General features: G+C 59.7%; 24 protein-coding genes. 14 read left to right on the top strand and 10 right to left on the bottom strand.

Annotation, left to right across the window (positions count from 1 at the left end):
- Positions 1 to 57: 57 nt before the first annotated feature.
- From rpsR to L901_RS00350, 3 genes are all read right to left on the bottom strand, one after another.
- Positions 58 to 306, bottom strand: coding sequence for a 30S ribosomal protein S18 (rpsR, locus tag L901_RS00340; RefSeq protein WP_003502063.1), 249 nt, complete (start codon positions 304 to 306; stop codon positions 58 to 60).
- A 16-nt stretch (positions 307 to 322) separates the two neighbouring features.
- Complete coding sequence (gene rpsF / locus L901_RS00345; RefSeq protein ID WP_003520723.1) at positions 323 to 784, bottom strand: 30S ribosomal protein S6; 462 nt, start codon at positions 782 to 784, stop codon at positions 323 to 325.
- Between the two features lie 292 nt (positions 785 to 1,076).
- Positions 1,077 to 2,120, bottom strand: coding sequence for an aldo/keto reductase (locus L901_RS00350; RefSeq protein ID WP_059752416.1), 1,044 nt, complete (start codon positions 2,118 to 2,120; stop codon positions 1,077 to 1,079).
- Positions 2,121 to 2,344: 224 nt separating this feature from the next.
- On the opposite strand from L901_RS00350, the gene fabD reads away from it, so the two are divergent.
- The 9 genes from fabD (at position 2,345) to vapC (ending at position 10,103) form a co-directional block, all read left to right on the top strand.
- Entirely contained in the window at positions 2,345 to 3,289 is a 945-nt protein-coding gene (gene fabD / locus L901_RS00355; protein ID WP_059752419.1) for an ACP S-malonyltransferase, read from the top strand.
- Between the two features lie 82 nt (positions 3,290 to 3,371).
- Positions 3,372 to 4,109 carry a 3-oxoacyl-[acyl-carrier-protein] reductase gene (fabG, locus tag L901_RS00360; RefSeq protein WP_003520726.1) on the top strand — a complete coding sequence of 246 codons (738 nt, stop codon included), beginning with the start codon at positions 3,372 to 3,374 and terminating at the stop codon, positions 4,107 to 4,109.
- Between the two features lie 350 nt (positions 4,110 to 4,459).
- A complete protein-coding gene (locus L901_RS00365; RefSeq protein ID WP_003502080.1) occupies positions 4,460 to 4,696 on the top strand; it encodes an acyl carrier protein in 237 nt (78 codons plus the stop codon).
- Positions 4,697 to 4,944: 248 nt separating this feature from the next.
- Positions 4,945 to 6,207 (top strand): beta-ketoacyl-ACP synthase II, encoded by a 1,263-nt coding sequence (gene fabF / locus L901_RS00370; RefSeq protein ID WP_059753147.1) that lies wholly within the window; start codon positions 4,945 to 4,947, stop codon positions 6,205 to 6,207.
- Between the two features lie 328 nt (positions 6,208 to 6,535).
- Entirely contained in the window at positions 6,536 to 7,756 is a 1,221-nt protein-coding gene (mltG, locus tag L901_RS00375; RefSeq protein WP_003520730.1) for an endolytic transglycosylase MltG, read from the top strand.
- A 67-nt stretch (positions 7,757 to 7,823) separates the two neighbouring features.
- On the top strand, positions 7,824 to 8,711 hold the full coding sequence (locus L901_RS00380) for a YicC/YloC family endoribonuclease (RefSeq protein ID WP_031233981.1): 888 nt from the start codon (positions 7,824 to 7,826) through the stop codon (positions 8,709 to 8,711).
- Positions 8,712 to 8,715: 4 nt separating this feature from the next.
- On the top strand, positions 8,716 to 9,378 hold the full coding sequence (gene gmk / locus L901_RS00385; protein ID WP_003502089.1) for a guanylate kinase: 663 nt from the start codon (positions 8,716 to 8,718) through the stop codon (positions 9,376 to 9,378).
- Positions 9,379 to 9,471: 93 nt separating this feature from the next.
- A complete protein-coding gene (gene vapB / locus L901_RS00390) occupies positions 9,472 to 9,705 on the top strand; it encodes a type II toxin-antitoxin system VapB family antitoxin (protein WP_031233980.1) in 234 nt (77 codons plus the stop codon).
- Complete coding sequence (gene vapC / locus L901_RS00395; RefSeq protein WP_059752422.1) at positions 9,705 to 10,103, top strand: tRNA(fMet)-specific endonuclease VapC; 399 nt, start codon at positions 9,705 to 9,707, stop codon at positions 10,101 to 10,103. Before vapB ends, vapC begins: the two co-directional genes overlap by 1 nt.
- Before the next feature lie 16 nt (positions 10,104 to 10,119).
- Here the strand turns inward: vapC and rsmA are convergent, their stop codons facing one another.
- The 6 genes from rsmA to L901_RS00425 form a co-directional block, all read right to left on the bottom strand.
- The gene (gene rsmA / locus L901_RS00400; protein ID WP_003520737.1) at positions 10,120 to 10,953 is read right to left on the bottom strand and encodes a 16S rRNA (adenine(1518)-N(6)/adenine(1519)-N(6))-dimethyltransferase RsmA; all 834 of its coding nucleotides are present in this window, start codon (positions 10,951 to 10,953) and stop codon (positions 10,120 to 10,122) included.
- Positions 10,953 to 11,975: a 4-hydroxythreonine-4-phosphate dehydrogenase PdxA gene (gene pdxA, locus L901_RS00405; RefSeq protein WP_059752425.1), complete on the bottom strand. Its 1,023-nt coding sequence runs from the start codon at positions 11,973 to 11,975 to the stop codon at positions 10,953 to 10,955. The genes rsmA and pdxA overlap by 1 nt, the downstream gene beginning before the upstream one ends.
- Before the next feature lie 25 nt (positions 11,976 to 12,000).
- Positions 12,001 to 12,948, bottom strand: coding sequence for a peptidylprolyl isomerase (locus L901_RS00410; protein ID WP_003520739.1), 948 nt, complete (start codon positions 12,946 to 12,948; stop codon positions 12,001 to 12,003).
- Between the two features lie 297 nt (positions 12,949 to 13,245).
- Positions 13,246 to 15,627 carry an LPS-assembly protein LptD gene (locus L901_RS00415; protein WP_059752428.1) on the bottom strand — a complete coding sequence of 794 codons (2,382 nt, stop codon included), beginning with the start codon at positions 15,625 to 15,627 and terminating at the stop codon, positions 13,246 to 13,248.
- Positions 15,627 to 16,715, bottom strand: coding sequence for an LPS export ABC transporter permease LptG (gene lptG, locus L901_RS00420; RefSeq protein WP_035263022.1), 1,089 nt, complete (start codon positions 16,713 to 16,715; stop codon positions 15,627 to 15,629). Before lptG ends, L901_RS00415 begins: the two co-directional genes overlap by 1 nt.
- Positions 16,712 to 17,881 carry an LptF/LptG family permease gene (locus L901_RS00425; protein WP_035263025.1) on the bottom strand — a complete coding sequence of 390 codons (1,170 nt, stop codon included), beginning with the start codon at positions 17,879 to 17,881 and terminating at the stop codon, positions 16,712 to 16,714. Before L901_RS00425 ends, lptG begins: the two co-directional genes overlap by 4 nt.
- A gap of 298 nt (positions 17,882 to 18,179) precedes the next feature.
- On the opposite strand from L901_RS00425, the gene L901_RS00430 reads away from it, so the two are divergent.
- The 3 genes from L901_RS00430 (at position 18,180) to L901_RS00440 (ending at position 21,381) form a co-directional block, all read left to right on the top strand.
- Positions 18,180 to 19,673 (top strand): leucyl aminopeptidase, encoded by a 1,494-nt coding sequence (locus L901_RS00430; RefSeq protein ID WP_059753150.1) that lies wholly within the window; start codon positions 18,180 to 18,182, stop codon positions 19,671 to 19,673.
- Between the two features lie 25 nt (positions 19,674 to 19,698).
- Positions 19,699 to 20,148 carry a DNA polymerase III subunit chi gene (locus tag L901_RS00435; protein WP_020813398.1) on the top strand — a complete coding sequence of 150 codons (450 nt, stop codon included), beginning with the start codon at positions 19,699 to 19,701 and terminating at the stop codon, positions 20,146 to 20,148.
- A 204-nt stretch (positions 20,149 to 20,352) separates the two neighbouring features.
- The gene (locus L901_RS00440; RefSeq protein ID WP_059752431.1) at positions 20,353 to 21,381 is read left to right on the top strand and encodes a sensor domain-containing diguanylate cyclase; all 1,029 of its coding nucleotides are present in this window, start codon (positions 20,353 to 20,355) and stop codon (positions 21,379 to 21,381) included.
- Between the two features lie 31 nt (positions 21,382 to 21,412).
- On the opposite strand, the gene L901_RS00445 is transcribed toward L901_RS00440, so the two are convergent.
- Positions 21,413 to 22,339, bottom strand: coding sequence for a Gfo/Idh/MocA family protein (locus L901_RS00445; RefSeq protein ID WP_059752434.1), 927 nt, complete (start codon positions 22,337 to 22,339; stop codon positions 21,413 to 21,415).
- Between the two features lie 309 nt (positions 22,340 to 22,648).
- Here L901_RS00445 and L901_RS00450 point away from each other — a divergent pair, with 309 nt between their 5' ends.
- The gene (locus L901_RS00450; RefSeq protein WP_059752437.1) at positions 22,649 to 23,863 is read left to right on the top strand and encodes a GGDEF domain-containing protein; all 1,215 of its coding nucleotides are present in this window, start codon (positions 22,649 to 22,651) and stop codon (positions 23,861 to 23,863) included.
- A gap of 110 nt (positions 23,864 to 23,973) precedes the next feature.
- Positions 23,974 to 25,914: a GGDEF domain-containing phosphodiesterase gene (locus tag L901_RS00455; RefSeq protein WP_059753151.1), complete on the top strand. Its 1,941-nt coding sequence runs from the start codon at positions 23,974 to 23,976 to the stop codon at positions 25,912 to 25,914.
- Positions 25,915 to 25,945: the final 31 nt, after the last annotated feature.

Genomic DNA, 25,945 nt, shown 5'->3' on the forward strand with positions numbered 1-25,945 from the left:
CAGTTGCTTCAAAGGAGAAAGCGAGGCCGCGCCAAGACGCAGCCTCGCTTCAATTCATTACGCTACGACGTAAGGCAGCAGGCCGAGGAAGCGGGCGCGCTTGATCGCCTGGGCGAGTTCGCGCTGCTTCTTCTGGGAAACGGCCGTGATGCGGGACGGAACGATCTTGCCGCGCTCGGAAATGTAGCGCTGCAGCAGACGAACGTCCTTGTAGTCGATCTTCGGAGCGTTTGCGCCGGAGAAGGGGCACGTCTTGCGACGGCGGTGGAACGGGCGGCGTGCCTGGGAAGAGGATGCGTCAGCCATTGGTCAAAACTCCTTCTTATGCACGGTCTTCGCGCGGACGGCGCGGACGGTCTTCGCGGTCGCCGAAGCCACCTTCGCGCGGTGCGCGGGGGCCACGATCTTCACGCGGGCCACGGTCCGGACGGTCGCCATCGCGGCGCGGACGGTCGTCACGGTCGCGCTTCTGCATCATCGCGGACGGGCCTTCTTCGTGGGCTTCGACGGCGATGGTCATGTAGCGAAGAACGTCTTCGTTGATGCGCATCTGGCGCTCGACTTCATGGATGGCGGCCGCCGGAGCGTCGATGTCCATGAGAGCGTAGTGAGCCTTGCGGTTCTTCTTGATGCGGTAGGTGAGGGACTTCAGACCCCAGTTCTCGATGCGTCCGACTTTGCCGCCGAACGATTCGATAACGCCCTTGTACTGCTCGACAAGTGCGTCGACCTGCTGGGCAGAAATATCCTGCCGGGCAAGGAAGATGTGTTCGTAAAGAGCCATTTAAGCTTTGCCTTTCTTGCGTTTCGTCCTTCACCCGGCAACGGCGCTAAGCCTCAACGACTGCTCTTGGGTAAGGCGGTAAGGCCTTAAAGCAAGAAAAGCGTTGTTCGAGACGGTCGAGAGCGGAGACACGGGAGGCCGGAAAAACCTTATGGTTCCTGCTGTTCCGTTACCGGAACCAGCCCTCCGTTCAGCCACCAGCCTATTGGACCGGGTGTTGTGAACAGCGCGCTTATACGCAATTTTGCCCGGAATGCAAGGGCAAGCGGTGAAAAAGCGCGCTGTAAAGCCGTCAGATCGCCATCGGATATTGGCGATGGATCGCCGCAATCCCTTTTAGTACCTCTTCCGACAACGCCACATCCGCAGCCGCAATATCCACCTTCAACTGTTCCATCGTCGTCGCGCCGATGATGGCCGAGGCCATGAAGGGACGTGTCAGGCAGAAGGCGATGGCGAGCTTTGCCGGATCGATTCCATGCTGTGCGGCAAGCTCCAGATAGGCCTTGACCGGCGCTTCCTGGAGCGGCTGAAGGCGGCCGCCGAGGTCTCTGTTGATGGTGCCGCGCGATCCCGCCGGGCGCGCGCCGTTCTGGTATTTGCCGGTCAGAAGACCTGCCGCCAGCGGCGAATAGGCGAGCAGGCCGACATCCTCGTGATGGGCGACTTCCGCCATGTCGAGGTCGAAGCTGCGGTAGAGCAGGTTATATTCGTTCTGTATCGTGGCGACGCGCGGCAGGCCGTTGGCCTCGGCGATGTCGATATATTTCTGCGTGCCCCAGGCGCTCTCGTTGGAAAGGCCGATGGCGCGGATCTTGCCGGCCTTCACCAGTTCGCCAAGCGTTTCGAGCTTTTCGGTGATTTCGGCGAGCGTGCGCTGCTTTTCCTGACCGGAGGCGTCGAAGCTCCAGACGCCGCGGAAATGATAGGTGCCGCGGTTCGGCCAGTGAATCTGGTAGAGGTCGATATAATCCGTCTTCAGGCGCTTGAGGCTGGTATCCACAGCCTCGCGGATGGCGGCGGCGTCGATATCGCGGCCGCCGCGAATATAATCGCGTCCCGAACCGGCGACCTTGGTGGCGAGCACGACCTGATCGCGCTTGCCGGTCTTTTCGAACCATGTGCCGATATAATCTTCCGTCCGGCCCTGGGTTTCGGCGGAAACGGGGGTGGTGGGGTAAAGTTCTGCCGTATCGAAGAAATTGACGCCGTTTTCGACGGCGTAATCCATCTGCGCATGCGCGTCGGCTTCGGTGTTCTGCGTGCCCCACGTCATCGTGCCGAGGCAGATTTCAGACACGGAAATATCCGTGCGGCCCAATAGTCTCTGTTTCATGGAAATGTCCCGGTGCTTGGCCAGATAGTTTGGAAGGTGGTGTGAAAGTAATGGGGAATTGCCGCAGTGCAAGAAAAAATATGATGAAAAGAAAGGGGAAAACAGGACGGCAAAACCCCTGACATGGGCCTGCCATGGGGCTTCAAGCCTTGACTTCGCTGGCGGGAATGTGAATGGAAGTCCGAAAGAATAAAGGCAAGGCCAGACAAGAAGGACGACATCCCATGGGTATTGCATTCACATTTCCCGGACAGGGAAGCCAGGCCGTCGGCATGGGCAAGGAGCTGGCGGATACCTATCCGGAAGCGCGCGCCGTGTTTCAGGAAGTCGACGAGGCGCTTGATCAGAAGCTTTCCGATATTATGTGGAACGGCCCGGAAGAGACGCTGACGCTGACCGCCAACGCCCAGCCGGCCCTTATGGCGGTGTCCATGGCGGTCATGCGGGTTCTCGAAGCGCGCGGTTTCAAACTGTCCGATACGGTTTCTTATGTCGCGGGCCACTCGCTCGGTGAATATTCGGCGCTCTGTGCCGCCGGCACCTTCTCGGTTGCCGATACCGCCCGTCTTCTGCGCATCCGCGGCAACGCCATGCAGGCCGCCGTGCCGGTGGGCGAGGGCGCCATGGCGGCGATCATCGGGCTTGAGCATGACGCCGTTTCGGCAATCTGCGAAGAGGCGGCCATTCTCGGCGTCTGCCAGATCGCCAACGACAATGGCGGCGGTCAGCTCGTCATCTCCGGCGGCAAGGCCGCCGTCGAGAAGGCTGCGGCGATCGCTTCCGAAAAGGGCGCCAAGCGCGCCATCATGCTGCCGGTTTCCGCACCCTTCCACTCCGCGCTGATGGCGCCGGCGGCGGAAGCCATGCGCGAGGCGCTGGCGGCCGTCGAAAAGCACAACCCGGTCGTGCCGGTTATCGCCAATGTGCGCGCCGCCCCCGTTTCCGATGCCAATGAGATCGCCGCCCTGCTGGTCGAGCAGGTGACGGGTCAGGTGCGCTGGCGCGAGACGGTGGAATGGTTCGCCGCCAACAATGTCACGCAGCTCTATGAGATCGGCTCCGGCAAGGTGCTGACGGGCCTTGCCCGCCGCATCGACAAGACGGTGAACGGCATTGCCGTCAACGGCGCTGCCGATATCGACCAGCTTCTTGCCACCCTCATCGGCTGAGACGGATACTCCGGCTGCCGCATTCATCGGGCGCAACTGCGCTGAACATTTTCAGTCCGAAGCTCTAAAGAAGGAATAGGACATGTTTGATCTGACAGGCCGCAAGGCTCTCGTAACCGGCGCGACCGGCGGCATCGGCGAAGAAATCGCCCGCCTTCTGCACAGCCAGGGCGCAACCGTTGGCCTGCACGGCACCCGCGTTGAAAAGCTCGAAGCGCTGGCGGCGGAACTTGGCGAACGCGTCAAGATTTTTCCGGCCAACCTTGCCGACCGCGCCGAGGTCAAGGCACTCGGCGAAAAGGCCGAAGCCGAGCTGGAAGGCGTCGATATCCTCGTCAACAATGCCGGTATCACCAAGGACGGCCTCTTCGTGCGCATGAGCGACGAGGACTGGGACAACGTCATCGAAGTGAACCTGACGGCGATGTTCCGCCTGACGCGCGAGCTGACGCATCCGATGATGCGCCGCCGTTTCGGCCGCATCATCAACATCACCTCCATCGTCGGCGTTACCGGCAATCCCGGTCAGGCCAACTATTGCGCCTCCAAGGCCGGCATGATCGGTTTTTCGAAGTCGCTGGCCCAGGAAATCGCCACCCGCAACGTCACCGTCAACTGCGTGGCGCCGGGCTTCATCGAAAGCGCCATGACCGGCAAGCTGAACGACAAGCAGAAAGACGCCATCATGGGCGCCATTCCCATGAAGCGCATGGGAACCGGTGCTGAGGTCGCCTCGGCCGTTCTTTACCTCGCCTCCAACGAGGCGGGCTACATGACCGGCCAGACCCTGCACGTCAACGGCGGCATGGCGATGATCTGACGGCGCCTGAGGCCGTCATGAAAAGGATTGCGGCGCTGTTTAAGCACCTTCTTGGGTAGCTGGCGCCGCAAGGCCCCGCCGACTGGTTTTCGGCGAAATTGCCTGTCATACGCTGTGCTTAGCGCGTTTTCAGGCTTTTCGACCGATTGAAACCATGTTAAGCGGGCCAAGACTGTGAACAGTCGTCCCGGAGAGACAGGAAGCCGTTGCGATTTTGCGTGACGATGTCTAGCTTGGACCGGGTTGAACGGGTTTGCCAGCAGTGCCGGATTTGAACGGCGCATGAGGGCTTCTAACAGGGCAGGGTGCCGCAAGGCATTCCCTTCAAAATAAAGGTCGAGGAAACCGACATGAGCGATATCGCAGAACGCGTAAAGAAAATTGTAATTGATCATCTTGGCGTTGACGCCGACAAGGTTGTTGAAGGCGCCAGCTTCATTGACGATCTGGGCGCTGATTCGCTCGACACCGTTGAACTGGTCATGGCTTTCGAAGAAGAATTCGGCGTTGAAATCCCCGACGACGCAGCTGACTCGATCCTGACCGTCGGCGACGCCGTAAAGTTCATCGAGAAGGCCCAGGCCTGATCGACCTTGATGGGGGAGGTGCAATATCCTCCCGTCCTTGGCCCGGCTCGTCCGGGCCAATGTTTTATAGGCAGACGGTAACATGCCCCTGACGGTGCGTGTTCCGGGCAATGCATGGGGTCGCGGGCCGGAAACGGCGTCCACAACCGTCATGCTGAGATTTGAAATACTGCAGCATCCGATGAACATCTCCTGATGTCCGGCGTTGCATGAAGACCGATGATTTGGATAAGGGCGGAGCATTGGCGATGAGGCGTGTCGTTATCACCGGTACCGGCATGGTATCTCCTCTTGGATGTGGGACGGAAGTGACCTGGGAGCGGCTGCTGGCCGGCCAGAACGGCGCCCGTCTCGTGACTGAATTCGAAGTCGAAGACCTTCCGGCAAAGATCGCCTGCCGTATTCCCGTGGGCGATGGTTCCAACGGCACCTTCAATGCCGATGACTGGATGGAACCCAAGGAACAGCGCAAGATCGATCCTTTCATCCTGTACGGCATGGCTGCCGCCGACATGGCGCTTGCCGACGCGGACTGGCATCCGGAAACGGACGAGGACCAGATCGCCACCGGCGTTCTGATCGGCTCCGGCATCGGCGGCCTTGAGGGCATTGTCGAGGCCGGCTATACGCTGCGCGACAAGGGCCCGCGGCGGATTTCTCCATTTTTCATTCCCGGTCGCCTGATCAACCTCGTATCAGGCCAGGTTTCCATCCGCCACAAGCTGCGCGGACCGAACCATGCCGTGGTGACGGCCTGCTCGACCGGCGCGCACGCCATTGGCGACGCTGCCCGTCTGATCGCGCTCGGCGATGCCGACGTCATGGTCGCCGGTGGCGCCGAATCGCCGGTCTGCCGCATCGCGCTTGCCGGCTTCGCCGCCTGCAAGGCGCTCTCCACCCAGCACAATGACAATCCGGAAAAGGCCTCGCGCCCCTATGACCGTGACCGCGACGGTTTCGTCATGGGTGAAGGTGCGGGCATCGTCGTTCTGGAAGAGCTGGAACATGCCAGGGCGCGCGGCGCGAAGATTTACGCCGAAGTCGTCGGTTACGGCCTTTCCGGTGATGCCTACCACATCACGGCCCCGTCTGAGGACGGCGAAGGTGCCTATCGCTGCATGTCGATGGCGCTGAAGCGTGCAGGTCTCACGCCTGACGATATCGACTACATCAACGCCCATGGTACCTCGACCATGGCCGATACGATCGAGCTTGGCGCGGTCGAGCGGCTTGTCGGCGAATCGGCCTCGAAGATTTCCATGTCTTCCACCAAGTCGGCCACCGGCCATCTTCTCGGTGCGGCGGGCGCTATCGAGGCGATCTTCGCGACGCTTGCGATCCGCGATAACATCGTTCCGCCGACGCTGAACCTCGACAATCCCGATGTGGAGACGAAGATCGATCTCGTGCCGCACAAGGCGCGTAAGCGTAAGGTCGACGTGGCGCTCTCGAACTCCTTCGGCTTCGGCGGCACCAACGCCTCCCTCGTGCTGCGTCGTTACGAAGCATAATTGCGGCGGCGGCTCTGCCGCCGCTGGCGCCCTCCCACCGGGTGCTGACAAAGGACGTTCTTCCTTTGAAGAACGCATTGCGGCTTGCGAAAGCCATTCCGGTTTTCGCGCCGATATTGTAGTCGTTTATGGGAAGCGTTTGCCGGTTCGGGGTGATTTCCGGCCGCAGGCTGCTTCCTCCATCGGCTTTGTCCGAAACGATGTTCGTGAAGCGAAATAGCAAGGCTTCACGATATCTCTATGTGGTGCAGGAAGACATTCCGAACCTGTTTTTGCCGCATTACCTGCGCAAAAAGCGCTGACAACGCCGAACTGAAAAGGACCGACGGTGAGCGACACGAACCAGAACAGCCAGGGACAATACGGACAAAACGGCGCGGGCGAAGGCAATCGCGGCCCGATCATTCCGAAATCCCCGACGGAAGCCCTGCGGCCGGAAAAAGTGCCGGCTCCGCCCAAGCGCTCCCGCAAGGCCCATGGCCAGCTTGTGATCTTTCTGAATTTTCTGATGACGCTCGCGGTTGCCGTCTGTGTGCTGGCCATTGCCGCTTTCTATTACATGATCGATGCGTTTCAGGAGCCCGGTCCGCTCCAGACGAACACACATTTTACGGTGCGCAACGGCGCCGGCATTATCGAGATTGCCAATAATCTCGAGCGTAACGAGGTGATCTCCAACGCCCGTGTCTTCCGCCTGATGACCGGCAGCTACCTGCAGAAGGACCAGACGCTGAAGGCCGGCGAATATGAGATCAAGGCCGGCGCATCGATGAAGGACATCATGATGCTGCTGGAGTCCGGCAAGTCGATCCTTTATTCGGTGTCGTTGCCGGAAGGCCTGACCGTGAAGCAGATGTTCGCGCGCCTTGGAGCGGATGAAGTGCTGGACGGCGAATTGCCCTCGGCCCTGCCGCCGGAAGGCAGCCTGCGCCCCGATACCTACCGCTTCACCCGCGGCACCAAGCGCGAAGAAATCATCAACCAGATGAGTGCGGCGCAGGACAAGCTGATCGACATGATCTGGGAACGGCGCGATCCCGACCTGCCGATCAAGACCGTCGAGGAATTCGTGACGCTTGCCTCGATTGTCGAGAAGGAAACCGGCAAGGATGACGAGCGCGCCCATGTCGCTTCTGTGTTCTACAACCGTCTGAAGAAGGGTATGCGCCTGCAATCCGACCCGACGATCATCTATGGCCTGTTCGGTGGCGACGGCAAACCGTCGGACCGCCCGATCTACCAGTCGGACCTGCAGAAGCAGACGCCGTTCAACACCTATGTCATCAAGGGCCTGCCGCCGTCGCCCATCGCCAATCCGGGCCGGGCGGCGCTTGAGGCCGTGGCCAATCCATGGCGCACGGATGACCTTTATTTCGTTGCCGATGGCACCGGCGGCCATGTGTTTGCGAAGACGCTTGAAGAGCATAACGCCAATGTGCGCCGCTGGCGCAAGATAGAGGCCGAAAAGGCGGCCTCCGGCGCCAATCCCGATGTTGTCGTGGATGGCCAGCCGGGCGGGGCCGAGGCGGAAAAGCCGGCCAACAATTGATAATCCTGACCGGGCCCTGCGATCCGCACGGGCCCGGTTTTGCACAGCATGACGGGGGCTTCCAGATATGACACTGCAATCGATGACCGGCTTCGCACGCAGCGAAGGAACCTCCGGCCGTTACCGCTGGGCGTGGGAATTACGCTCGGTGAACGGCAAGGGGCTCGATGTGCGCCTGCGTCTGCCGACCGGTCTTGAAGCGCTGGAAACGGCCCTGCGCGAAATCGCAGGCGAGCATCTTTCCCGCGGCAATATCCAGGCGGGTCTGACGCTGGCGATTGCGGAAAACCGGCTGGAGGCGGTGATCAACCGCGATGCTCTGGCGGCGGTTCTGGCGCTGAAGAAGGAGCTTGGCGATGTCGTCGAAGACAAGCCGCTGAGCTTCGACACGCTGCTTACGCTGCGCGGGCTCGTCGATTTTCGCGAGGCGGAAGACGATGCGGAAGCGCAGGCCGCGCGCAACGGCGATGTGCTTGCCGGCTTCGCCGCCGCCGTCGAGAAGCTGAAGGATATGCGCGAGCGGGAAGGAGCGTCGCTGTTTGCCATCCTGTCCGGTCATGTCAACCGGATCGAGCAGCTCGCGGACATCATTGAAAACGATCCTTCCCGCCAGCCGGAACAGATCGCGGCACGGCTCGCCCAGCAGATCGCCCTCATCGGCGACGGCTTGCATGGTCTCGACCGTGACCGGCTGCATGCCGAGGCGGCGCTGCTCGCCACCAAGGCGGATCTGCGCGAAGAGATCGACCGGCTGCACGCCCATGTTCAGGCGTCGCGGGAGCTTTTGGCCAATGGCGGGCCGGTAGGACGCAAGCTCGATTTTCTTGCACAGGAATTTAACCGCGAGTCGAATACAATCTGTTCCAAATCGAACGCCAGTGCGGTAACCGCAGCAGGCATAGAGCTGAAAGTGGTGATCGACCAGTTCCGCGAGCAGGTCCAAAATCTGGAGTAGACCCATGGTCCCGGTGAATAATTCTCCCGTCACGATTGCCCGCAGAGGGTTGATGCTGGTGATTTCTTCGCCATCCGGCGCGGGCAAATCCACGATTGCACGCAACCTGCTCGACAAGGACAAGAATATCGGCCTGTCCGTCAGCGTCACGACGCGTCCGCGCCGCCAGAGCGAGATTGACGGCATCCACTACCATTTCATTTCCAAGCGGGACTTCGAGCGCCTGCGGGATAGCGATGCGCTGCTGGAATGGGCTGAAGTTCACGGCAATTTTTACGGCACCCCGCGTGGGCCGGTGGAAGATGCCATGGCTGCCGGCCGCGACATGCTGTTCGATATCGACTGGCAGGGCGCCGAGCAGCTTCAGGACAAGATGAAGGCGGACGTCGTTTCGATCTTCATCCTGCCGCCGACCATGACCGAACTTCAATCGCGTCTGCATCGCCGCGCCGAAGACACCGAAGAGGTCATCAAGACCCGGCTCCTCAATTCCCGTGCCGAAATCGAGCACTGGCGCGACTATGACTATGTCATCCTCAATGACGACCTGCAGGCCGCCTTCGAAGCCGTCGAAGCCATCGTGAAGGCCGAACGCGTCCGCCGCGACCGCCGCCACGGCATGTTCGATTTCGTGCGGGCGTTGCTCGAGGAAGAGCCGAAGCTTTGATGGAAGGTAGCGTCTGGCTACCGGCCCCAAAATCTTGAAATCGAAGCGGTTAGGCGTTATGTATATCCCAGCAGGATATACGAGGCTCTGACAATGGCTACGTCAACGGTTTTTATAAGCAATCGCAGTCAAGCTGTAAGGCTACCGAAGGCCGTGGCTTTTCCTGATGACGTGCATAAGGTCGATGTTCTGAAAATCGGTCTCGCGCGTGTTATAGTGCCGCAGGGAAAGCGCTGGGATGATCTCTTTCTGACCGGCCCACGTGCAACGGATGATTTTCTTTCCGTTCGCGAAGAGCCTGCATTGGATGAGCGCGAGCCCTTCTGATGCTTACATATATGCTCGATACCAATATATGTATCTATGTGATGAAGACTTATCCTCCGGAGCTGCGGGAGAAATTCAACGCTCTGGCAGATCAACTGTGTATTTCGAGCATCACACTTGGCGAGCTTTATTATGGTGCTGAAAAATCCGTCCGGCGCCAGGACAACATCAACGCCATTGAAAATTTTACTGCGCGTTTGGACGTTCTGTCTTTCGCCGACAAAGGCGCCGCACATTACGGACAGATCAGGGCCGAACTTGCCAAGGTTGGAACGCCATGCGGCGTTCATGATATGCAGATTGGTGGTCACGCCCGTAGCGAGGGGCTGATCGTCGTAACCAATAATATGCGCGAATTCATTCGTATGCCGGGCTTGCGAGCCGAAAACTGGGTATAGGCTCAGAGCTTCGCATTTATCCCAGCGCGTTCGCCAAAGTGACGAATTCCTCCACCGACAGCGTCTCCGCTCGCCGTGTGGGATCTATCCCCGCTTTTTCCAGCAGCGTCTCGCCGCCAAGGCTTTTCACGCTCTGGCGCAGCATCTTGCGACGCTGGCCGAAGGCGGCTTCCGTGACCTTTTCAAGCTTGGCGACATCGCAGGGCAGCGGCTTGTCCTTCGGCAGCAGGTGCACGACGGTGGAGGTTACCTTCGGCGGCGGGCTGAAGGCCTGTGGAGGAACGTCGAAGGCCATTTCGGCGACCGTGCGCCAGCCGGCGAGAACCCCCAGCCGGCCATAATGGTTATCGCCTTCTTCGGCCACGATGCGCTGGCCGACTTCCTTCTGGAACATCAGCGTCATGGAGAGCCAGAAGGGCGGCCATTGTTTCGGCAGCAGCCAGTTGACCAGCAATTGCGTGCCGACATTGTAGGGCAGGTTGGCGATGATCCGCACCGGTTCGCCGGCGGGAACCAGAGCCTCGAAATCGGTCTTGAGGGCGTCGCCCTCGATGACTTCGAGCCGTCCGGGATAATGCGCTTCGATTTCCGCCAGCGCCGGCAGGCAGCGGCTGTCGCGTTCGACGGCGATGACCTTTTTTGCCCCGAGCGACAGAATGGCGCGGGTGAGGCCGCCGGGACCGGGGCCGACCTCTATCACCGTCACGCCGTCCAGCGGCCCTGCTGTCCTTGCGATCTTCTGGGTGAGGTTGAGGTCGAACAGGAAGTTCTGGCCGAGCGATTTCTTCGCGTCGAGCCCGTGACGCTGGATGACATCGCGTAGCGGCGGTAGTCCGTCGATGGCCGCCATTATGCGTTGGCCCGGCTGCGGAGGGAAATGTCCGCCGCCATCTTCAGCGCCGCCACAAGGCTCGCCTCATTGGCTATGCCCTGGCCGGCAATGCCGAAGGCGGTGCCATGGTCGGGCGAGGTGCGGATGAAGGGCAGGCCGAGCGTGACATTGACGGAATCGTCGAAGCCGAGCGCCTTGGCCGGAATGAGCGCCTGATCATGATACATGCAGACCGCCACGTCATAACGCTTGCGGGCGGCATCGTGGAACATGGTGTCGGCGGGCAGGGGGCCGAAGGCATCGATCCCGTCCTTCCGCAACCGCATGGTCGCCGGGTGAACGATATCGCGATCCTCGGTGCCGAGTGCGCCATCTTCACCCGCATGCGGGTTGAGGCCGGCAACGGCCAGACGCGGCGCCTCGATACCGAATTTCTGCCGGAGATCGGCATCGATGATCCGGCAGGTCGTGACGATCAGCTCTTCGGTGAGAGCGGCCGGCACGTCTTTCACGGGGATATGGATCGTCACCGGGACGACACGAACCTTGGGGCCGGCAATCATCATCACCGGGATGACTTGCTCGCCGGTCTGGCGCAGGGCGAGATCGGCCAGAAATTCCGTATGACCGGGAAAGCCGAAACCTGCCTCGTATAGCACCGATTTCGCGATCGGATTGGTGACGACGGCCGCAGCCTTGCCCTCGACCGTCAACGAAACGGCCGTCTCGATGGCCTTGATCGTCGCGTGCGCCGCGCCGACATGCGGCTGACCCGCCTGCACTTCGAAGCCGACAGGAAGGGAGAGGATGGGGAAAGCCTGTTCGAACAGGCCGACGGCGCTTTCCGCATCGCAGGTCTCGATATTGACCGGCACGCCGATCAACGCCGCACGGCTCGCCACCACATCGGGGTCACCGATGAAGATGAAGGGCGGCACGCCGTTCTCCCGGCGCTTAGCCCAGGCGGTGATGGCGATGTCGGGGCCGATACCGGCTGGATCTCCCTGTGTCAGGGCAAGCGGCAGGGATGCATATGTCACGGAAAGACCGGCTCTCGTATCAATATCAGGTGTTGACGATCTGCGCCTTCTTGCGCAGCTCATCCATATATTTCTTTTCGTTCGGGTTTTCGCCGTCTTTGGCCTTCATCAGGTCTTCGGACTTGAACACCATTTCCGCCGCATAGTCGTCGGAAACCTGGCGCTGCTTGCAGATGGCCAGATATTCGACGCCCTTTTCGGTGACGCGGGTGCCGGTGGTGCCGCCCTCCTTGGTCTTCTCCACCAGCGCCTTCCAGTCTTCCGGTAGCTCTGGCGCCAGAATGCGGCCAAGGTCCTTGATCGCCACGTCGCGCATGGTTGCGGCGAAGCTCATGGCCTGGTCGCAGCCGGGATAACGCTTGCGCGATGCTTCAGCCTCGGCCTTGCGCTTGCCGGTAATGGCGTTGCGTTTCGATTCCGGGATAACGAAGATGACCTGCTGCAGGAAATATTCCGTGGTGACGGGCTTGTCGCCGCGTTCCTTCAGTCGGGTAACGAGATCCTGCGTCGACATCTTGCCGCGTGCGCCATAACGGGCGTTGACAAGGCGCGGCCAGCTCATCTGAACGGCAATGAAGGCCTTGAAATGATCGGCTCCGACACCCGCCTGCGCAAGCACCTTCGTCAATTGTTGCGGGGTCATCTTGTTGTTGCCGGCAAAGCGTGCGAAGGCCGCATCGACATCGTCGGTGCTGACCGACATCTTAACGCGGCCGATTTCCTCGCGCTTCAGCGCTTCGTCGACAAGCTGCTCGCGCGCCTTTTCATTGAGATTACCGGACTGGCGCTGCAGCTTGAGGAAGGCGACGCGCTTGGCGATATCGTCATTGGTAATGGGTGTCTTGTTGACGACGATCTTGACGGTGCTATCGGCGAAGGCCTGGCCGGCATAGGGCACAACGGCCATGGGAACGGCGAATATCGCAAAGGCGAAAGCAGCGCCACGCAAAGCCGTCTTTCCGAAATTCATCATATCCTTCTCCCTTTCGTCGGGCAGGGTCCTGTTGCCCTGTCCCGCCAATCTGTTCTGCCTGATGAGGGGAATATTGAACTCTCCCGCTTTTCAGACCTGCAACTGTGCATCCGCACCGCGAATTTGCCACGTATATATCATCGCGATCCGCAAGACGGCAATGTGTCGGTTTGTTGAAAGAAAACCCGATAGGTTCCATGCGCGGTCGACATTGGCGTGTTGTTGCGGCGAAACCGTGGCTTTACTGGCCAAATGGTAAAAAGGCAGGTCACGATGCTGCGTAACCTGCCTCTAAACTCAGTAGTTGTTTGGCTTCCAGCCGATATCCATGTCGCTCCAGTCCTCATTGGCTGAGCCGACACTGACATCGCCGAGCGTACGGAAGGCCAGACGGGCATTGATCGACCAGTCATTGGCGGCCTGGCGGCTGGAATTGATATTGCCCTCGTCGGAATAGCTGACCGTCAGGATCGTGCACTCATCCTGATAGGCAATGCCGATGCGGCGTTCGGCGGCAAACTTCCCGTTCAGATCGTAATTGATCGAACCGAACAGCGACCAATTGTCGTCCATGCGCAGCGAACCGGACGCCTGGATGATATCGCGGTCTTCGTTATAGCCGTATTTCGGCTGTGCCTTGACCTGCGTATAGCTGAGCTTGCCGGTAAGGCGACGGTCCGAATAGCTGATGCCCGTTTCCGAGCGGTTGATGTCGAAATCGTCCTTGTCGAGACGCAGGCTCGACGACAGCGAAAGTCCGATCGGCGCATCGAAAGCGGCCATGGCGACGTAATCCGAACGGTCGGATTCGAGGCCCGAATTGGCGCCTGCATTGACGAGATCGTAGGAGGCGAAGGAATTCTCGCCCGCCAGATGGAAGGACTGGCCGGCAATGGCGCGAACGCCGTAGCCGTTGTCGAACGTACCGTTATAACGGAAGCCGATATTGGCGCGCGTGCCGCCTTCGATCCGGTCGTAACCGGAGAATTTGTCGCGTTCGAACAGATTGGTCGCGTCGAAGACGAATGCCTGTGCATCCTCGTTCGGAAGGCGGCCGGCATATTGTTCGTTCGGGCGCACGAAAATCTGTGCAATGGGCTCGATCACATGGCTGCTGTTGAGCGCGGTGAACAGCCAGGGATAACGCACTTCCAGGCCACCGGTGACCATGCCGCGGAAAGCCGCGCCGTCATGCATCATGCCCTCATAGGCATAGGAGGTCCCGCCCGAGGTGAAGGCCGCAGGAGACATGTCCGTCCAGAGCGCGTCGCCGCGCGCGGCGAATATCGGCGTGATCTGCAGGCCGCTATCCATCGTGAAGGTGCGCTTCCACTCGGCTTCGGTGGAAAGGCGCGTATAGTCGCCCTCAAGCCCGCTGAAACGCGGATAACCGCCGAGCGCGTAAGCATCCTGCTTCAGGCGCGTGATGCTCGTCAGGTTGGTGGTCAGCGAAAGTTCGCCGCCATAAACCGGATCCGGCACGAAATAACGGTAGTCGACGACCGGATGAACGATCGCCTGTTTGCGTTCCTTGGTTTCGGTGTTGTCCGTATCCTGAACGTTGAAATAATAACCGCGGGCTTCGAAGCTGTTACGCTCACTCGCACCGGTCAGATATATCTGGTTGGTCTGAACGTCGTTTTTATAACCCTTCAGCCCATAGGTGCGCGAAAAGTTATTGTCGGTCTGCACCATGGCATCCCAGCCGAAAGCCCAGCGCGGGTTGATCGAGAAATCACCCTTGCTTGCGATCATGCCGCGATTGTCGTTGAGGGCGTCGCTGGTGCCGGCCGTGAAGGTTTCGGACTTCTGCTGGCTGATGCCCGCGATCGTGACCGTGTGCATGCCGGTTTCGAAGCGCTGGCGCAATTCCGCCTGCAGCAGCAGACCCTGCGTCGTGTAATAGGTCGGCGTGACGGTCACGTCCGAAGTGTCGGACAGGACGTGGAAATAGGGGACACCGATACCGAAACCGAGATTGTCGGTAATGCTCATCTGCGGGAACAGGAAGCCGGATTTACGCTTCACCGTATTGTCCGGAACCGTAAGGAACGGCAGATAGGCGATCGAATGGCCGAAAAGCTGCAGGCGGGCCTTTTCAAGCCGCACCGTATGGGTCTTGCCGTCCTGAACGACGCGCTCGGCCTTGACCTGCCACAGCGGCGCTTTTTCGGGCCGCTCGGCGCAGGGCAGACACGCGGTGTAGACGCCGTTGTTGAGCACCATCAGGTCGCCTTCGAGACGCTCGGCGCTTTCACCGGCAATACGGGTATTGTCCGTGGTCTCGACGCGCAGCGCATTGACGAAGCCCTGACCGAAATCGTCGGTCACGTCCATCTCGTCGGCATAGATCTTGTTGCCGCCCGGCTCGATCAGCTCGATGTTGCCATGGGCGATCACGCGGCCGGTCTGCTGGTTATATTCCACTTGCTGGGCCACCATGCGGTAGCCCGAATATTTCATGCGAACCACGCCCTTCGCGATCACGCGCTGGGAATCGCGATTATAGGTCAGTTCATTTGCTGTAAGCAGGAGTTTCGAATCGTCTTGGCTTGCCGACGCAAGCAAACCATCCTGGCCGAAAGCGACCGGGCTGGATGCCAAATACGCGCACACAGCGGCACCTGTCAGAAGGGCCGTCCAAAGCCGCCTGATATTCCCGCGGTCATATACCGCCACTAGCCGTCCTCCTGATGAAGCAGAATGGTTGCCCCCAAAGCCAACGCCACGATGACTGGAACCCAGACCGCGACGGTGGGAGGGACAACACCACCACTCCCGAATGCCCTTACGAGCACGGTTACTACATAAAGCACGAAGCCGGAAACGATTCCACCCAGAATCACGGAGCGCGATTGGGCGAAGCGGCTGAACTTTAATGAAACGGTCGCGGCGATCAAGGTCATCGCAACCAGAAGCAGGGGCGTCGATAGCAGGAAATGATACTGCGTCTCAAGCGCCTTCGAAGATAGTCCAAAGGACTTTGCAACTTCGATCTTGTGAGAAAGGTCAAAGAAAGCAACGGTTTCCGTCTGCGTCATGCGCTCCTGAACGAATTCCCGTCTCAGATTGGTACTGATCCGCGTGCTTTCTTGCCGAACTGGCACATGCCCGGCGCGGGTTTCCGAAACGCCGTTAAGAAGCCAGTAACCATCTTCCAATTTAGCCGACTTCGCATCCTTACGGGAGACGATGTTTCCGTCCTTGTCGATGTCGATCAGAACCACGTCGAGAAGCAGCGTTCCATTGTCCTCGAAGCTCTTGGCGCCGATGATCGTATCCTGGCCGCCGCTTGCCTGGCGCATCCACGGAATGATCTCCTGCTGGCGGCCGCCGCCCGCTTCGTTGCGCAGACCGGCTTCCATCGCCAGCGACTTGTTCTGGCCCCACGCCGCGATGGGGTTCAGGATGGTGACGGACAGGATGCCGATGAAAACCGCGCCGAGCACGAAGGGAAGGATGAACTGCCAGGCGGAAATGCCGGCGGCGCGCGTCACCACCAGTTCGTAACGCCGGTTGAGCGAGATCAGCGTCGTCATGCCGACGAAAAGCGCGATGAAGGGCACGGTCTGTTGCAGGATCAGCGGCAGACGAAGCGCCGTCAGGCCAAGGGCGGCCGGAACGGAATAGCCGGGCAGGCCGGACATGCGCCGTGCCGTTTCGCTGAAGTCGGCAAGGTAAATGATCGAGGATACGCCGAGCACGAACCAGATGGCGGTGATCAGATATCGCTTCAGGAAATACCGGGAGAGCGTGTTGAAAATCATGCGTTGCCGCTCCCAGAGCTTTTCGCCATCCGGCTGGAGAAGAGACGGCGCAGACGACCCATCGCATCGGCGATGATTTTCGGCATTTTCGGCTTGCGGCCGGTCAGCAGAATGAAGGCGGCGGCGCCGCCGCTAAGGCCCGGAACGGCATAGACCAGCGGAATGAAGGCCGCGCTCTGCTTGATCTGATTGGTGACGTAAAAACCAAGCCACCGCAGCATGAAGGCCGTCACCAGCGCGGCGACCATCGGATGCAGGCGCGCCTCGCGGTGCGAACGGGCATCGGCGGCGATGACCAGCGAAATCAGCGCGAAGGAGAAAGCGAACATCCAGTCCGACAGGCGCTTGTGCAGCTCGCTGCGGAAGGCTTCCGGCGAGCGCTTGTAGCTCGCATTGTTCTCGTCGGGCGAAAGAAGGAAACCGAGGCTGGCATCGCCCGGCGAGAGCGACGGCTCGGAATCCTGCTTTTCCGACATGGTCGAAAGGTCGAAGGCATAGGACAGGAACTTGACGATCGAGACCTTGCCGTCCGGCGTCTTCTGCTGCACTTCGCCGTCGCGCATGGTCAGCGACGTGCCGCTTTCATCGATCATGCCTTCCTTGGCATAATAGATGAGATCGAAATTCGGATCGCGGCGGTCGGCGACGAACAGGCCCTTGAGGATGCGACCCTGCCGCTGGGCGATCTGCACGTAAAGACCGTCCTGAATGGTGCGGAAAGTCTTTTCTTCGATCACGGAGGACAGAAGGTCGGCATAGGCGGCCGCCACCATCTGCCGGGCGGAGCTGCGGGCGGGCGGCTCGATGAAATTGGTGATGGTGAATGAAAACGCGCTCAGAATGGCGGCCAGAATGAGAACCGGGCGATACATGATCGACCGGGGCGATCCGGCCGCATCGATGATGGCAAGCTCGGAATCGTTGTTCATCGTCGTGAAGATCTGGGTGATGCCGATCACCAGCGCGAAAGGCAGGACGACGGGGATCAGCGTCGGCAGGATCATCGTCGCGAGCGCCATGAAGGAACCCATCGACTGGCCGGTATCGGTGACGAGATTGATTCTCTGGAGAACCTGGATGGTCCAGATGATGGCCAGCACCGGCAGCAGCGCGACCAGAAACATCTGCGTTGTCCGCCGCAGGATATAGTTCTCGAGAAGCTTCATACGGCCCTGTTCGACATTGTTTTTCCGTGCGATCGCTCGCCGAATTTCCGCCTATCTAATCGCATCGTTTGCAATTGGCTATTCCGGCGTGCTCACAAATATGTTTTGCGCGATGATTTTTCCATCGCCTGTGTCTTTTTGTGGAACAAGCTGTCGGTTTCATGACGCGATTTCGCATTCCACAAAAATGCCTTTCCTTTAACGACTGTAGGCCTTTAAAGAATGCGGGGTTGCGCCCGGGGCCGAAAAGGCCATGATCATGCGCATCGTGCAAGTCGTAGAAGAAGAGCAGGAAAACATGTCCGCCAAATTCGATATTTCTTTCGCCAATTCCGCCGCGCTTGAAAACGCGCTCGCCGTTGTGCTGCAGGCCTCGGGTGAGGCGCAGGCCGTCGCCGGCGCCTCCGAGGCCGATCCGGGCGGTGTGATCGAAAGGGCGGCGAAGATTTCGGGCTTTTCCGCAAAGTCCATGACGACGCTCGACGTGATCGCGCCGCAGGGTTCCGCCGCCGACCGGCTGCTCGTCATCGGCCTCGGCAAGCCCTCGAAGCTGGTCGCCCATGACTGGCTGCGCGCCGGCGGCACCGCCGCCGCCAGTTTCAAGAAGGCGGACAGGGTCGTCATCTATCTCGATGCGCCGGGCGTAGAGGTCGGTGCGCAGGCTGCTGCGGATTTTGCGCTTGGCCTGCTGCTGCGCGCCTATAGCTTCGATGCCTACAAGACCAAGAAAAAGTCCGACGAAGAGAAGACGCCGAAGAAGGTGGAGATCGTCATCGTCACGGCCGCCCATCAGGAAGCGGAAAAGGCTTTTGCCGTGTCCGAGGCCGTTGCGGGCGGTGTTACCCTGGCGCGCGATCTCGTCAACCTGCCGCCGAACGCTCTCGGTCCCGTCGAATTTGCCGAGAAGGCGGAGGAGCTGCGCAAGCTCGGCGTCGAGGTGGAAGTCCTCGGCGAGAAGGAGCTGAAGAAGCTCGGCATGAATGCGCTTCTCGGTGTGGCGCAGGGGTCGGCGCGTCCGCCCAGACTTGCGGTCATGCAGTGGAACGGCGGCAACAAGAAGGATGAGCCGATTGCCTTCGTCGGCAAGGGCGTCGTTTTCGATACCGGCGGCATTTCGCTGAAGCCCGGCCTCAATATGGAGGATATGAAGGGCGACATGGGCGGGGCCGCCGCCGTGACCGGCCTGATGCATGCGCTGGCCGCCCGCAAGGCCAAGGCGAATGTGATCGGCGTCATCGGCCTTGTGGAAAACATGCCTGACGGCAATGCCCAGCGTCCGGGCGATATCGTCACCTCCATGTCCGGCCAGACCATCGAGATCATCAATACCGATGCCGAAGGCCGGCTGGTTCTGGCCGACGCGCTCTGGTACACCAAGGATCGCTTCAACCCGAAATTCATGGTGAACCTCGCCACGCTGACGGGCGCGATCACAGTGGCGCTCGGCAATCTTCAGGCCGGTCTTTTCTCCAATGACGACGAGCTTGCAGCACGCCTCACGCAGGCGGGCGATGTGACGGCCGAAAAACTGTGGCGCATGCCGCTCGGCAAGGATTACGACAAGATCATCGATTCCAAATTCGCCGATATGAAGAACAGCTCGGGCCGTCTGGCGGGTTCCGTCACGGCCGCGCAGTTCCTCAAGCGTTTCGTGGGCGAAACCTCCTGGGCGCATCTCGATATCGCCGGCACCGCCATGGGTTCGCCGTTGACCGAGATCAACCAGTCCTGGGGATCGGGCTACGGCGTCCGGCTGCTGAACGAACTCGTTCGCGCCCACTACGAAGATTGAAGCGAGCGGAGCGGCATGTCTGCGGATGACTGAAATTCTGTTTTACCATCTGACGGAATCGAAGCTGGAGGATGCGTTGCCGCCCTTGCTCGAGAAATCGCTGGAACGCGGCTGGAAGGTCGCGATCCAGACGGTGGGCGAGGAGCGCCGCGATTTTCTCGACACGCATCTGTGGACCTTTCGTGACGACAGTTTCCTGCCGCACGCCACCGATACTTCGCCCGCACCGCAAAACCAGCCGATTCTCCTGACGGCGTCGGACGAGAATACTAACGCGGCAAGTGTCCGCTTTCTCGTCGATGGCGCCGAGCCGCCGGCGGTCGAGGCTTATGAACGTATCGTATTCATGTTCGACGGATACGATGCCTACCAGCTCGAAATGGCGCGGAATCACTGGAAAAGACTGAAAACAGAGGGACATTCCCTGACTTACTGGCAGCAATCGCCTGAAGGCCGCTGGCAGAAGAAGGCATGATCGCACCGCCGATTGGGCGTCCCCACGATTGGTTCCATACGCAAACAGACCGGCAAAAATTCGCACGTGGCGTCAATTGCCGGTTTTTGCATTATGCGCCCGAAGGAAACGTAGCGGAATGGCTTCCGCTTCGATCGAGGCGGCTGGTTTGACCTGCTCTGCCTCGGGCGGCTTCCTGTAACGCAACAGCAGAAGGACATGAGTATGGGACAGGCGATATCGCGACCGGAGGGAGAAACCGAGCGTCTGGTCGCGGTGCGGTCGATCATGTCTTTCAAGAATGCCGAGATGCCGGAGCTGAAAGTGCTGTCGCAACTGGGGCAGGGGGTTTTTGGCGTGGCGCGTGCGGCGGTCAATATTGTCGATGAGGATTGGCTTCATATCGCCGAGCAGGCGGGAATGGAACTGTCGGAATGCCCGCGCGATCTGTCGATCTGCAACCGCGTCATCGCCAAGCAGGATGTGGTGGTGATTTCCGATCTGACCGAGCATCCGCATTTCCGCTTCATGTCCTATGTCAAAGGGGGACCGGAGCTGCGTTCCTATGCGGGTGCGCCGATCGAACTTGAGCCCGGTCTTGTTGTTGGCGCCTTTTGTCTGGTCGATACGGTGCCGAGAAATTTTTCCCGCATCGAAATCGACAACCTCAGACATTTCGCGTTGCTGGCGGCTGCATTGCTGCGGCTTCAAAAAGCCAATTTCACCATGAGTCTGGCCGAACGTGAATTGCGTGATGCGGCGATGACCGATCCGCTGACCGGTTTTTATAATCGCAAGGCGCTGGAGGCGATTGTCGATGGCCAGCTCGGCGCGGCCCTGCGTGCAAACGAGGCCTTCGGTGTCCTTTATCTTGATCTGGACGGTTTCAAGACCATCAACGACACGTTCGGCCATCCTGCCGGCGACCGCGTTCTGACCGCTGCCGCCGGACGTATCCGCAAGGCAATCCGCAAGCAGGACATCGTCGTGCGCATGGGCGGCGATGAATTCGCGATTTTTATACCGCGGCCCGACGCTCCCGATGTCATGAACGGGCTGGCGGACCGGCTTCTGGCCGCTTTCCGGAACCCCTTTGACGTCGACGGGCAGGAGGTGGACGCCCGCCTCAGCATCGGCGGCGCGCTTGCTCCGCAGGCGGGTGCAGACCGGGCAACGCTGCTATGCAGCGTCGACGAAGCGCTGTATCAGGCCAAAAAATCAGGGCGCGACCGTTTCGTCAGCCGCGCCCTTTGAGGCATTGTCCTTCGGGAAGCGTTTCGGCTTCTCAGTCGTAGAAGGAATCCACGAATTTGTGACGGCCGAGCAGGAAGGCGTCGGCCACATGGGTCAGCGGCGCAAGATCGACATCGGAGCGGCCTGCCTTGATGATTTCCGAGAAACGCTCGTAAAGGGCCGGATATTCCCGTTCCGGCTGGGAGAGTTTTTCTTCGCCGTTGATCGCAAGCTTTGCGCCGCCTTCCGAAAGCACCATCCGTCCCGCTGCCGTCTCGGCAACGATATCCCAGCTCTGCTTGCCGGTCTGGCGCCAGTCGAATTCGGCATGGACGGGCGTTTTCGTCACATCGGAAAAATGCAGGTCGGCGGCAATCGGGGCGTCGCGGTTTTCCGGGAATTCCAGCGTGGCCTTGGTCAAGAACAGGGCGCGCGGCAGGATATGGGTGATGATCGAAAGCGCGTTGATGCCGGGGTCGAACACGCCGAGACCGCCCGCCTGCCAAATCCAGGCCTGGTTCGGGTGCCAGTGGCGTACATCCTCTTTCCAGATGACATGCACGCTGTCGATTTTCGTGGAAGCCAGGAACGCCTTCGCAGCCTCGACCGCCGGCGCATAACGCGAATGCCAGCTTGCAAACAGCGAAAGGCCCTTCGAATCCGCCAGCCGGACGAGATCCTGCACTTCCGAAAGGGTGGCGCCCGGCGGCTTTTCGAGGAAGACGTGCTTGCCGGCATTCAGCGCCGCGTAAGCCGCCTCGTAACGATATTGCGGCGGCATGCACAGCGATACCGCGTCGATAGCAGGCACAGCCTCCAGCATGGCCTCGATGGTGCCATAGGAAGCGACGCCGTCCACGGTGCCGTGGCGGCTTGCGGTGCAGATCAATTCAAAATCCGGATTGCCTGCAATGGCGGGAAGATGCTGGTCGCGAACGATTTTGCCGACGCCGACGATGGCAAGCTTGGTGGCTGACATGAAGTGGAACCCGTGTGAGTGCTGCATGGGATAAAGTGTGATTTTTACAAGTTTTTAGCAGAAACGACCGAAGGAGCAAGGTGATCGTTTCCACCGGGAACGTCTTTTTTTTAACTGTAACGTCATAACAAATTTTCGACATGTGTATTTCTTGATAGCGTAATATTTGATGAGTGCAAATATTTTCCTGTGTTTTAAAGTGTTGTTTTCTCTGGGTGACGGTTTTAATTTTGCTTTTTTTAGGTATATTCTGTGAATATCGATAATAATTTTAGATTTCGCTTGAGTAGATTTTTAAAGAACGGGTGTGTGGTGATTTTACTTGAAGATGACCGTTCGTCTGGTTTCGTTCGGAAAGTCAATGAAAGCAGCCGTCAATTCAATACATATGGATTGATTTTCGGCACCATCCTCTACAATCTCTACGTGTTTGTGGACATGAAGCTGGTGCCGGAGATCATCTGGCTGGATCTGACGGTCCGCCTGTTCGTCATCACGCCGCTTCTGTTTCTTTATTTTCCAGCCCGGTATTATGCGCTCAGGGCGCGTCCCGATGCCGTGGCGCATGAGGTCCTGCACGGGCTGGGCTGCATGTTGGTCGTGGCGTCGCTGATGTACATATATGCCAGTGCGAAGACCGCTTCGGCGAGCGAATATTACATGGGCATCGTCACCGTCGTCCTTTATATGAATACGATACATCGCAAGCCGTTTCCGCTCGCTGTCCTCGGAACGGTCGGCTGCATGGCGGTTTTCATCGTCGGCATGGAATATGTCACCGTAACGAGCCAGGTGGCCAAGCTGCCGGCGATCATGTGTTCCGTCGGAATCAGCGCCGTCTCGCTGTTTGCGGCCTATCGTATCGAGCAGGTGGAAAGACGGGATTATCTAGCGTCGCTGCGCGAAAAGACGTTGCTGCAGCGGATTCAAACCGCAAATCACGAACTTCAGCAGCTTTCCAATACCGACCAGCTCACCGGCATCCGCAACCGCCGCAGTTTTGACGAGGCGGCGAGCGAGGCTTCGGGCGGCAGCGGCCGGCCCCGGGCGCTCATCCTTCTCGATGTCGACTATTTCAAGAACTACAATGACTCGGAGGGTCATGTGGCCGGCGATGACTGCCTGCGCAGGATCGCCGGCAGGCTGCGCAGCGCGCTTCGCAAGGATGATGGCGACAGAAGTTTCGTCGCGCGTTATGGTGGGGAGGAATTTGTGGTTCTGCTCGACAATTGCGTTGTTTCCGCCGCGCTCGCCATCGGCGAAAGGCTGAGATTGGCCGTGATCGACGAGGCCATACCCCATCTCAACCGTCCCGATGGGCGGGAAATCGTTACCGTCAGTCTCGGCATTGCCGTTTCCGGCGACGGCAGGGAAATCATATACGAGATGGTGAACCGGGCCGATATGGCGCTCTACGAAGCGAAGCGTCAGGGCCGTGACCGGCTGGTGCTCGCCTCCGGGCATATCGGAACAATTGTCGGGCCAGCAGAACTTTACGGCGTCGAAGCCGCGATGTCGGCATAGGATACTGAGGGTTTGGCGGCGCGCTATAAATTCTGTCCCGCGGGACGTGGGATTTTTGAGCCATGTGCCGGAATTCCGGCGCCAGAACACATAATAACCGGGGAATGCAGATGATGGAATTGATCGCCGCACAAGCGGCAGCATCGGCTGCCGAGCTTCCATTCCTGCTGCTTCAGGCGGCCGCCGTGGTTGGCATGGTGTCCGTGCTGATCCTCCTGCGGCGAAACATCGCTCTCGAGGACCCTCGCTACAAAGTCTATTACGGCATCGTTTTCGGAATGGCGGGCTTTCTGCTGACACTGCTGGTTTCCGAGTTCATCAAACTGCCCTCCAAGCCCTATATCCGCTCCGACCTGCTGTTTTTAGCCGGGGTGCTGGGGTCCTGGCAGGGCGGGCTTATCAGCCTGTCTCTTGTGGCGGCCGGGCGTTTCGTGTTCGGCGGTCCCGTTCTGTTTTTTGCGGCCCTGCAGGACATGGTCGTTATTTCGGCCTGCGGCATCATCATGTATGGCTGGATGCGCAAGCGCCGCCTCGCCGATCTGGGAATTAGGGATATTCTCACCGTCTTCGCGGTCAGGTTCATTGCCGTGCTGCTCGCCATCTCGATCTCATTCGCCCTTGGGCTGGTCGACCAGGCACTGTTTTTGAGTGCAGTGGGCCGCCGAACACTGGGCGCGGTCGCCGTCGGCCTGCCGATGATCTTCTGCCTGTTTATCCTTCTGCGCAGCGAGGCACGGGCGCGGGAAGAGACAAGGCAACGCGAGGTGGCGGCGCGGACGGATTCATTGACCGGCCTGCCCAACCGGCGCGCCCTCAAGGACCATATAGAAGCGACGATGCGACAGGAGCCGGCCGTTCCGCACGCTCTCATTCTGATCGAGATCGTCAATATTGCCGATGTCGCCGCCTGCGAGGGCGAGGACTGGAGCGATCTTTTCTGGCCGAGGCTGGCGCGGGAAATCTGCGACCGGGAAGACGGCCTGCTGTGCAGATCCAATACGCCCTGCAGCTTCATGTTCGGCGATACGACACTTGCGGTCGTCATGCGGGGGATTTCGCTGGATAAGTCCGAAAGTGCGAAACTCATGATGCATCTGCATGACGGGTTGAGCACGTTTTGCCGTTCGGCGGAGGTGGGGCCGGTGCCGCATCTCAAAATCGGTGCGGCAAACCTGGACCGGCTTTCCCGGCAGAACGTCGCTTCCTTCCTCAGGCACCTCAGCCTCGCGCTGAAGGGAAGCGATCATCCGGTGCAGATTTTCCCCTTCTCCTTTGCGGAGAAAGCGACGCGGGACGAGGCGGTGCGGCAGATGCTGGTCAACTGGATCAAATCCGGCACGCCGCCCATTTGTTATCAGCCGAAATTCGAAATGCGCACTCGCCGCATGGTCGGCGCGGAAGCGCTGCTGCGTGCGGTCGATGCGCGGGGGCAGGCGCTTTCGCCTTATTATGTGCTGGAGATCGCCGAACGCCATCGGCTGCTGGTGGAATTCGAATGGTCGACGATCGAAGCCGTCGTGCGCGATCTTCGCGACCTGCACGGCCTTGAGGCGGATTTTCATCTGGCGGTGAATATTTCCGCTTCGTCCTTTGCGAGCGCGCATTTCGCAGACCGGGTCGTGGCGCTGCTGCAAGAAATGGCGGTGCCGGCGCATCGCCTCTCGATCGAAGTGACGGAGATGAGCAGGATACCGACCACCGATGTCGTACAGCAGAATTTCGATACGCTGATTGCCGCAGGCGTCCGGCTGGCGCTCGATGATTTCGGCACCGGTTATGCCGCCCTCACTTTGCTGGCGCGGTTCCCGTTCGAAGAGGTCAAGATCGACCACTGGATGACATCGAGGCTCGACCAGTCGCGGTTCAGGGAGGCCATTGCGCTCGCCTTCGAGAGTGCGGAGCGTTACGGCGCAAAGCTGGTGACGGAAGGCATAGAAACCGAGGAACAGAGCCGGCTCCTCATGCAGATGGGTATTCGCTTCGGGCAGGGTTATCTTTATTCCCCCGCCGTACCGCTCGACCGGTTGCAGCCTCAAAGGGCGTGCGCCTAACGCGAGGGGACCCTTTGGGTCTTCCTGATCA

Source organism: Agrobacterium sp. D14, assembly GCF_001526505.1.
In the GTDB taxonomy this organism is placed as follows: domain Bacteria; phylum Pseudomonadota; class Alphaproteobacteria; order Rhizobiales; family Rhizobiaceae; genus Agrobacterium; species Agrobacterium leguminum.

Bases quoted from the DNA above. Each gene is read 5' to 3' on its own strand.
- rpsR (WP_003502063.1), bottom strand. From the start codon at position 306: ATGGCTGACGCATCCTCTTCCCAGGCACGCCGCCCGTTCCACCGCCGT.
- rpsF (WP_003520723.1), bottom strand. From the start codon at position 784: ATGGCTCTTTACGAACACATCTTCCTTGCCCGGCAGGATATTTCTGCC.
- L901_RS00350 (WP_059752416.1), bottom strand. From the start codon at position 2,120: ATGAAACAGAGACTATTGGGCCGCACGGATATTTCCGTGTCTGAAATC.
- fabD (WP_059752419.1), top strand. From the start codon at position 2,345: ATGGGTATTGCATTCACATTTCCCGGACAGGGAAGCCAGGCCGTCGGC.
- fabG (WP_003520726.1), top strand. From the start codon at position 3,372: ATGTTTGATCTGACAGGCCGCAAGGCTCTCGTAACCGGCGCGACCGGC.
- L901_RS00365 (WP_003502080.1), top strand. From the start codon at position 4,460: ATGAGCGATATCGCAGAACGCGTAAAGAAAATTGTAATTGATCATCTT.
- fabF (WP_059753147.1), top strand. From the start codon at position 4,945: ATGAGGCGTGTCGTTATCACCGGTACCGGCATGGTATCTCCTCTTGGA.
- L901_RS00380 (WP_031233981.1), top strand. From the start codon at position 7,824: ATGACACTGCAATCGATGACCGGCTTCGCACGCAGCGAAGGAACCTCC.
- gmk (WP_003502089.1), top strand. From the start codon at position 8,716: ATGGTCCCGGTGAATAATTCTCCCGTCACGATTGCCCGCAGAGGGTTG.
- vapB (WP_031233980.1), top strand. From the start codon at position 9,472: ATGGCTACGTCAACGGTTTTTATAAGCAATCGCAGTCAAGCTGTAAGG.
- vapC (WP_059752422.1), top strand. From the start codon at position 9,705: ATGCTTACATATATGCTCGATACCAATATATGTATCTATGTGATGAAG.
- rsmA (WP_003520737.1), bottom strand. From the start codon at position 10,953: ATGGCGGCCATCGACGGACTACCGCCGCTACGCGATGTCATCCAGCGT.
- L901_RS00410 (WP_003520739.1), bottom strand. From the start codon at position 12,948: ATGATGAATTTCGGAAAGACGGCTTTGCGTGGCGCTGCTTTCGCCTTT.
- lptG (WP_035263022.1), bottom strand. From the start codon at position 16,715: ATGATTTTCAACACGCTCTCCCGGTATTTCCTGAAGCGATATCTGATC.
- L901_RS00425 (WP_035263025.1), bottom strand. From the start codon at position 17,881: ATGAAGCTTCTCGAGAACTATATCCTGCGGCGGACAACGCAGATGTTT.
- L901_RS00430 (WP_059753150.1), top strand. From the start codon at position 18,180: ATGTCCGCCAAATTCGATATTTCTTTCGCCAATTCCGCCGCGCTTGAA.
- L901_RS00435 (WP_020813398.1), top strand. From the start codon at position 19,699: ATGACTGAAATTCTGTTTTACCATCTGACGGAATCGAAGCTGGAGGAT.
- L901_RS00440 (WP_059752431.1), top strand. From the start codon at position 20,353: ATGGGACAGGCGATATCGCGACCGGAGGGAGAAACCGAGCGTCTGGTC.
- L901_RS00445 (WP_059752434.1), bottom strand. From the start codon at position 22,339: ATGTCAGCCACCAAGCTTGCCATCGTCGGCGTCGGCAAAATCGTTCGC.
- L901_RS00455 (WP_059753151.1), top strand. From the start codon at position 23,974: ATGATGGAATTGATCGCCGCACAAGCGGCAGCATCGGCTGCCGAGCTT.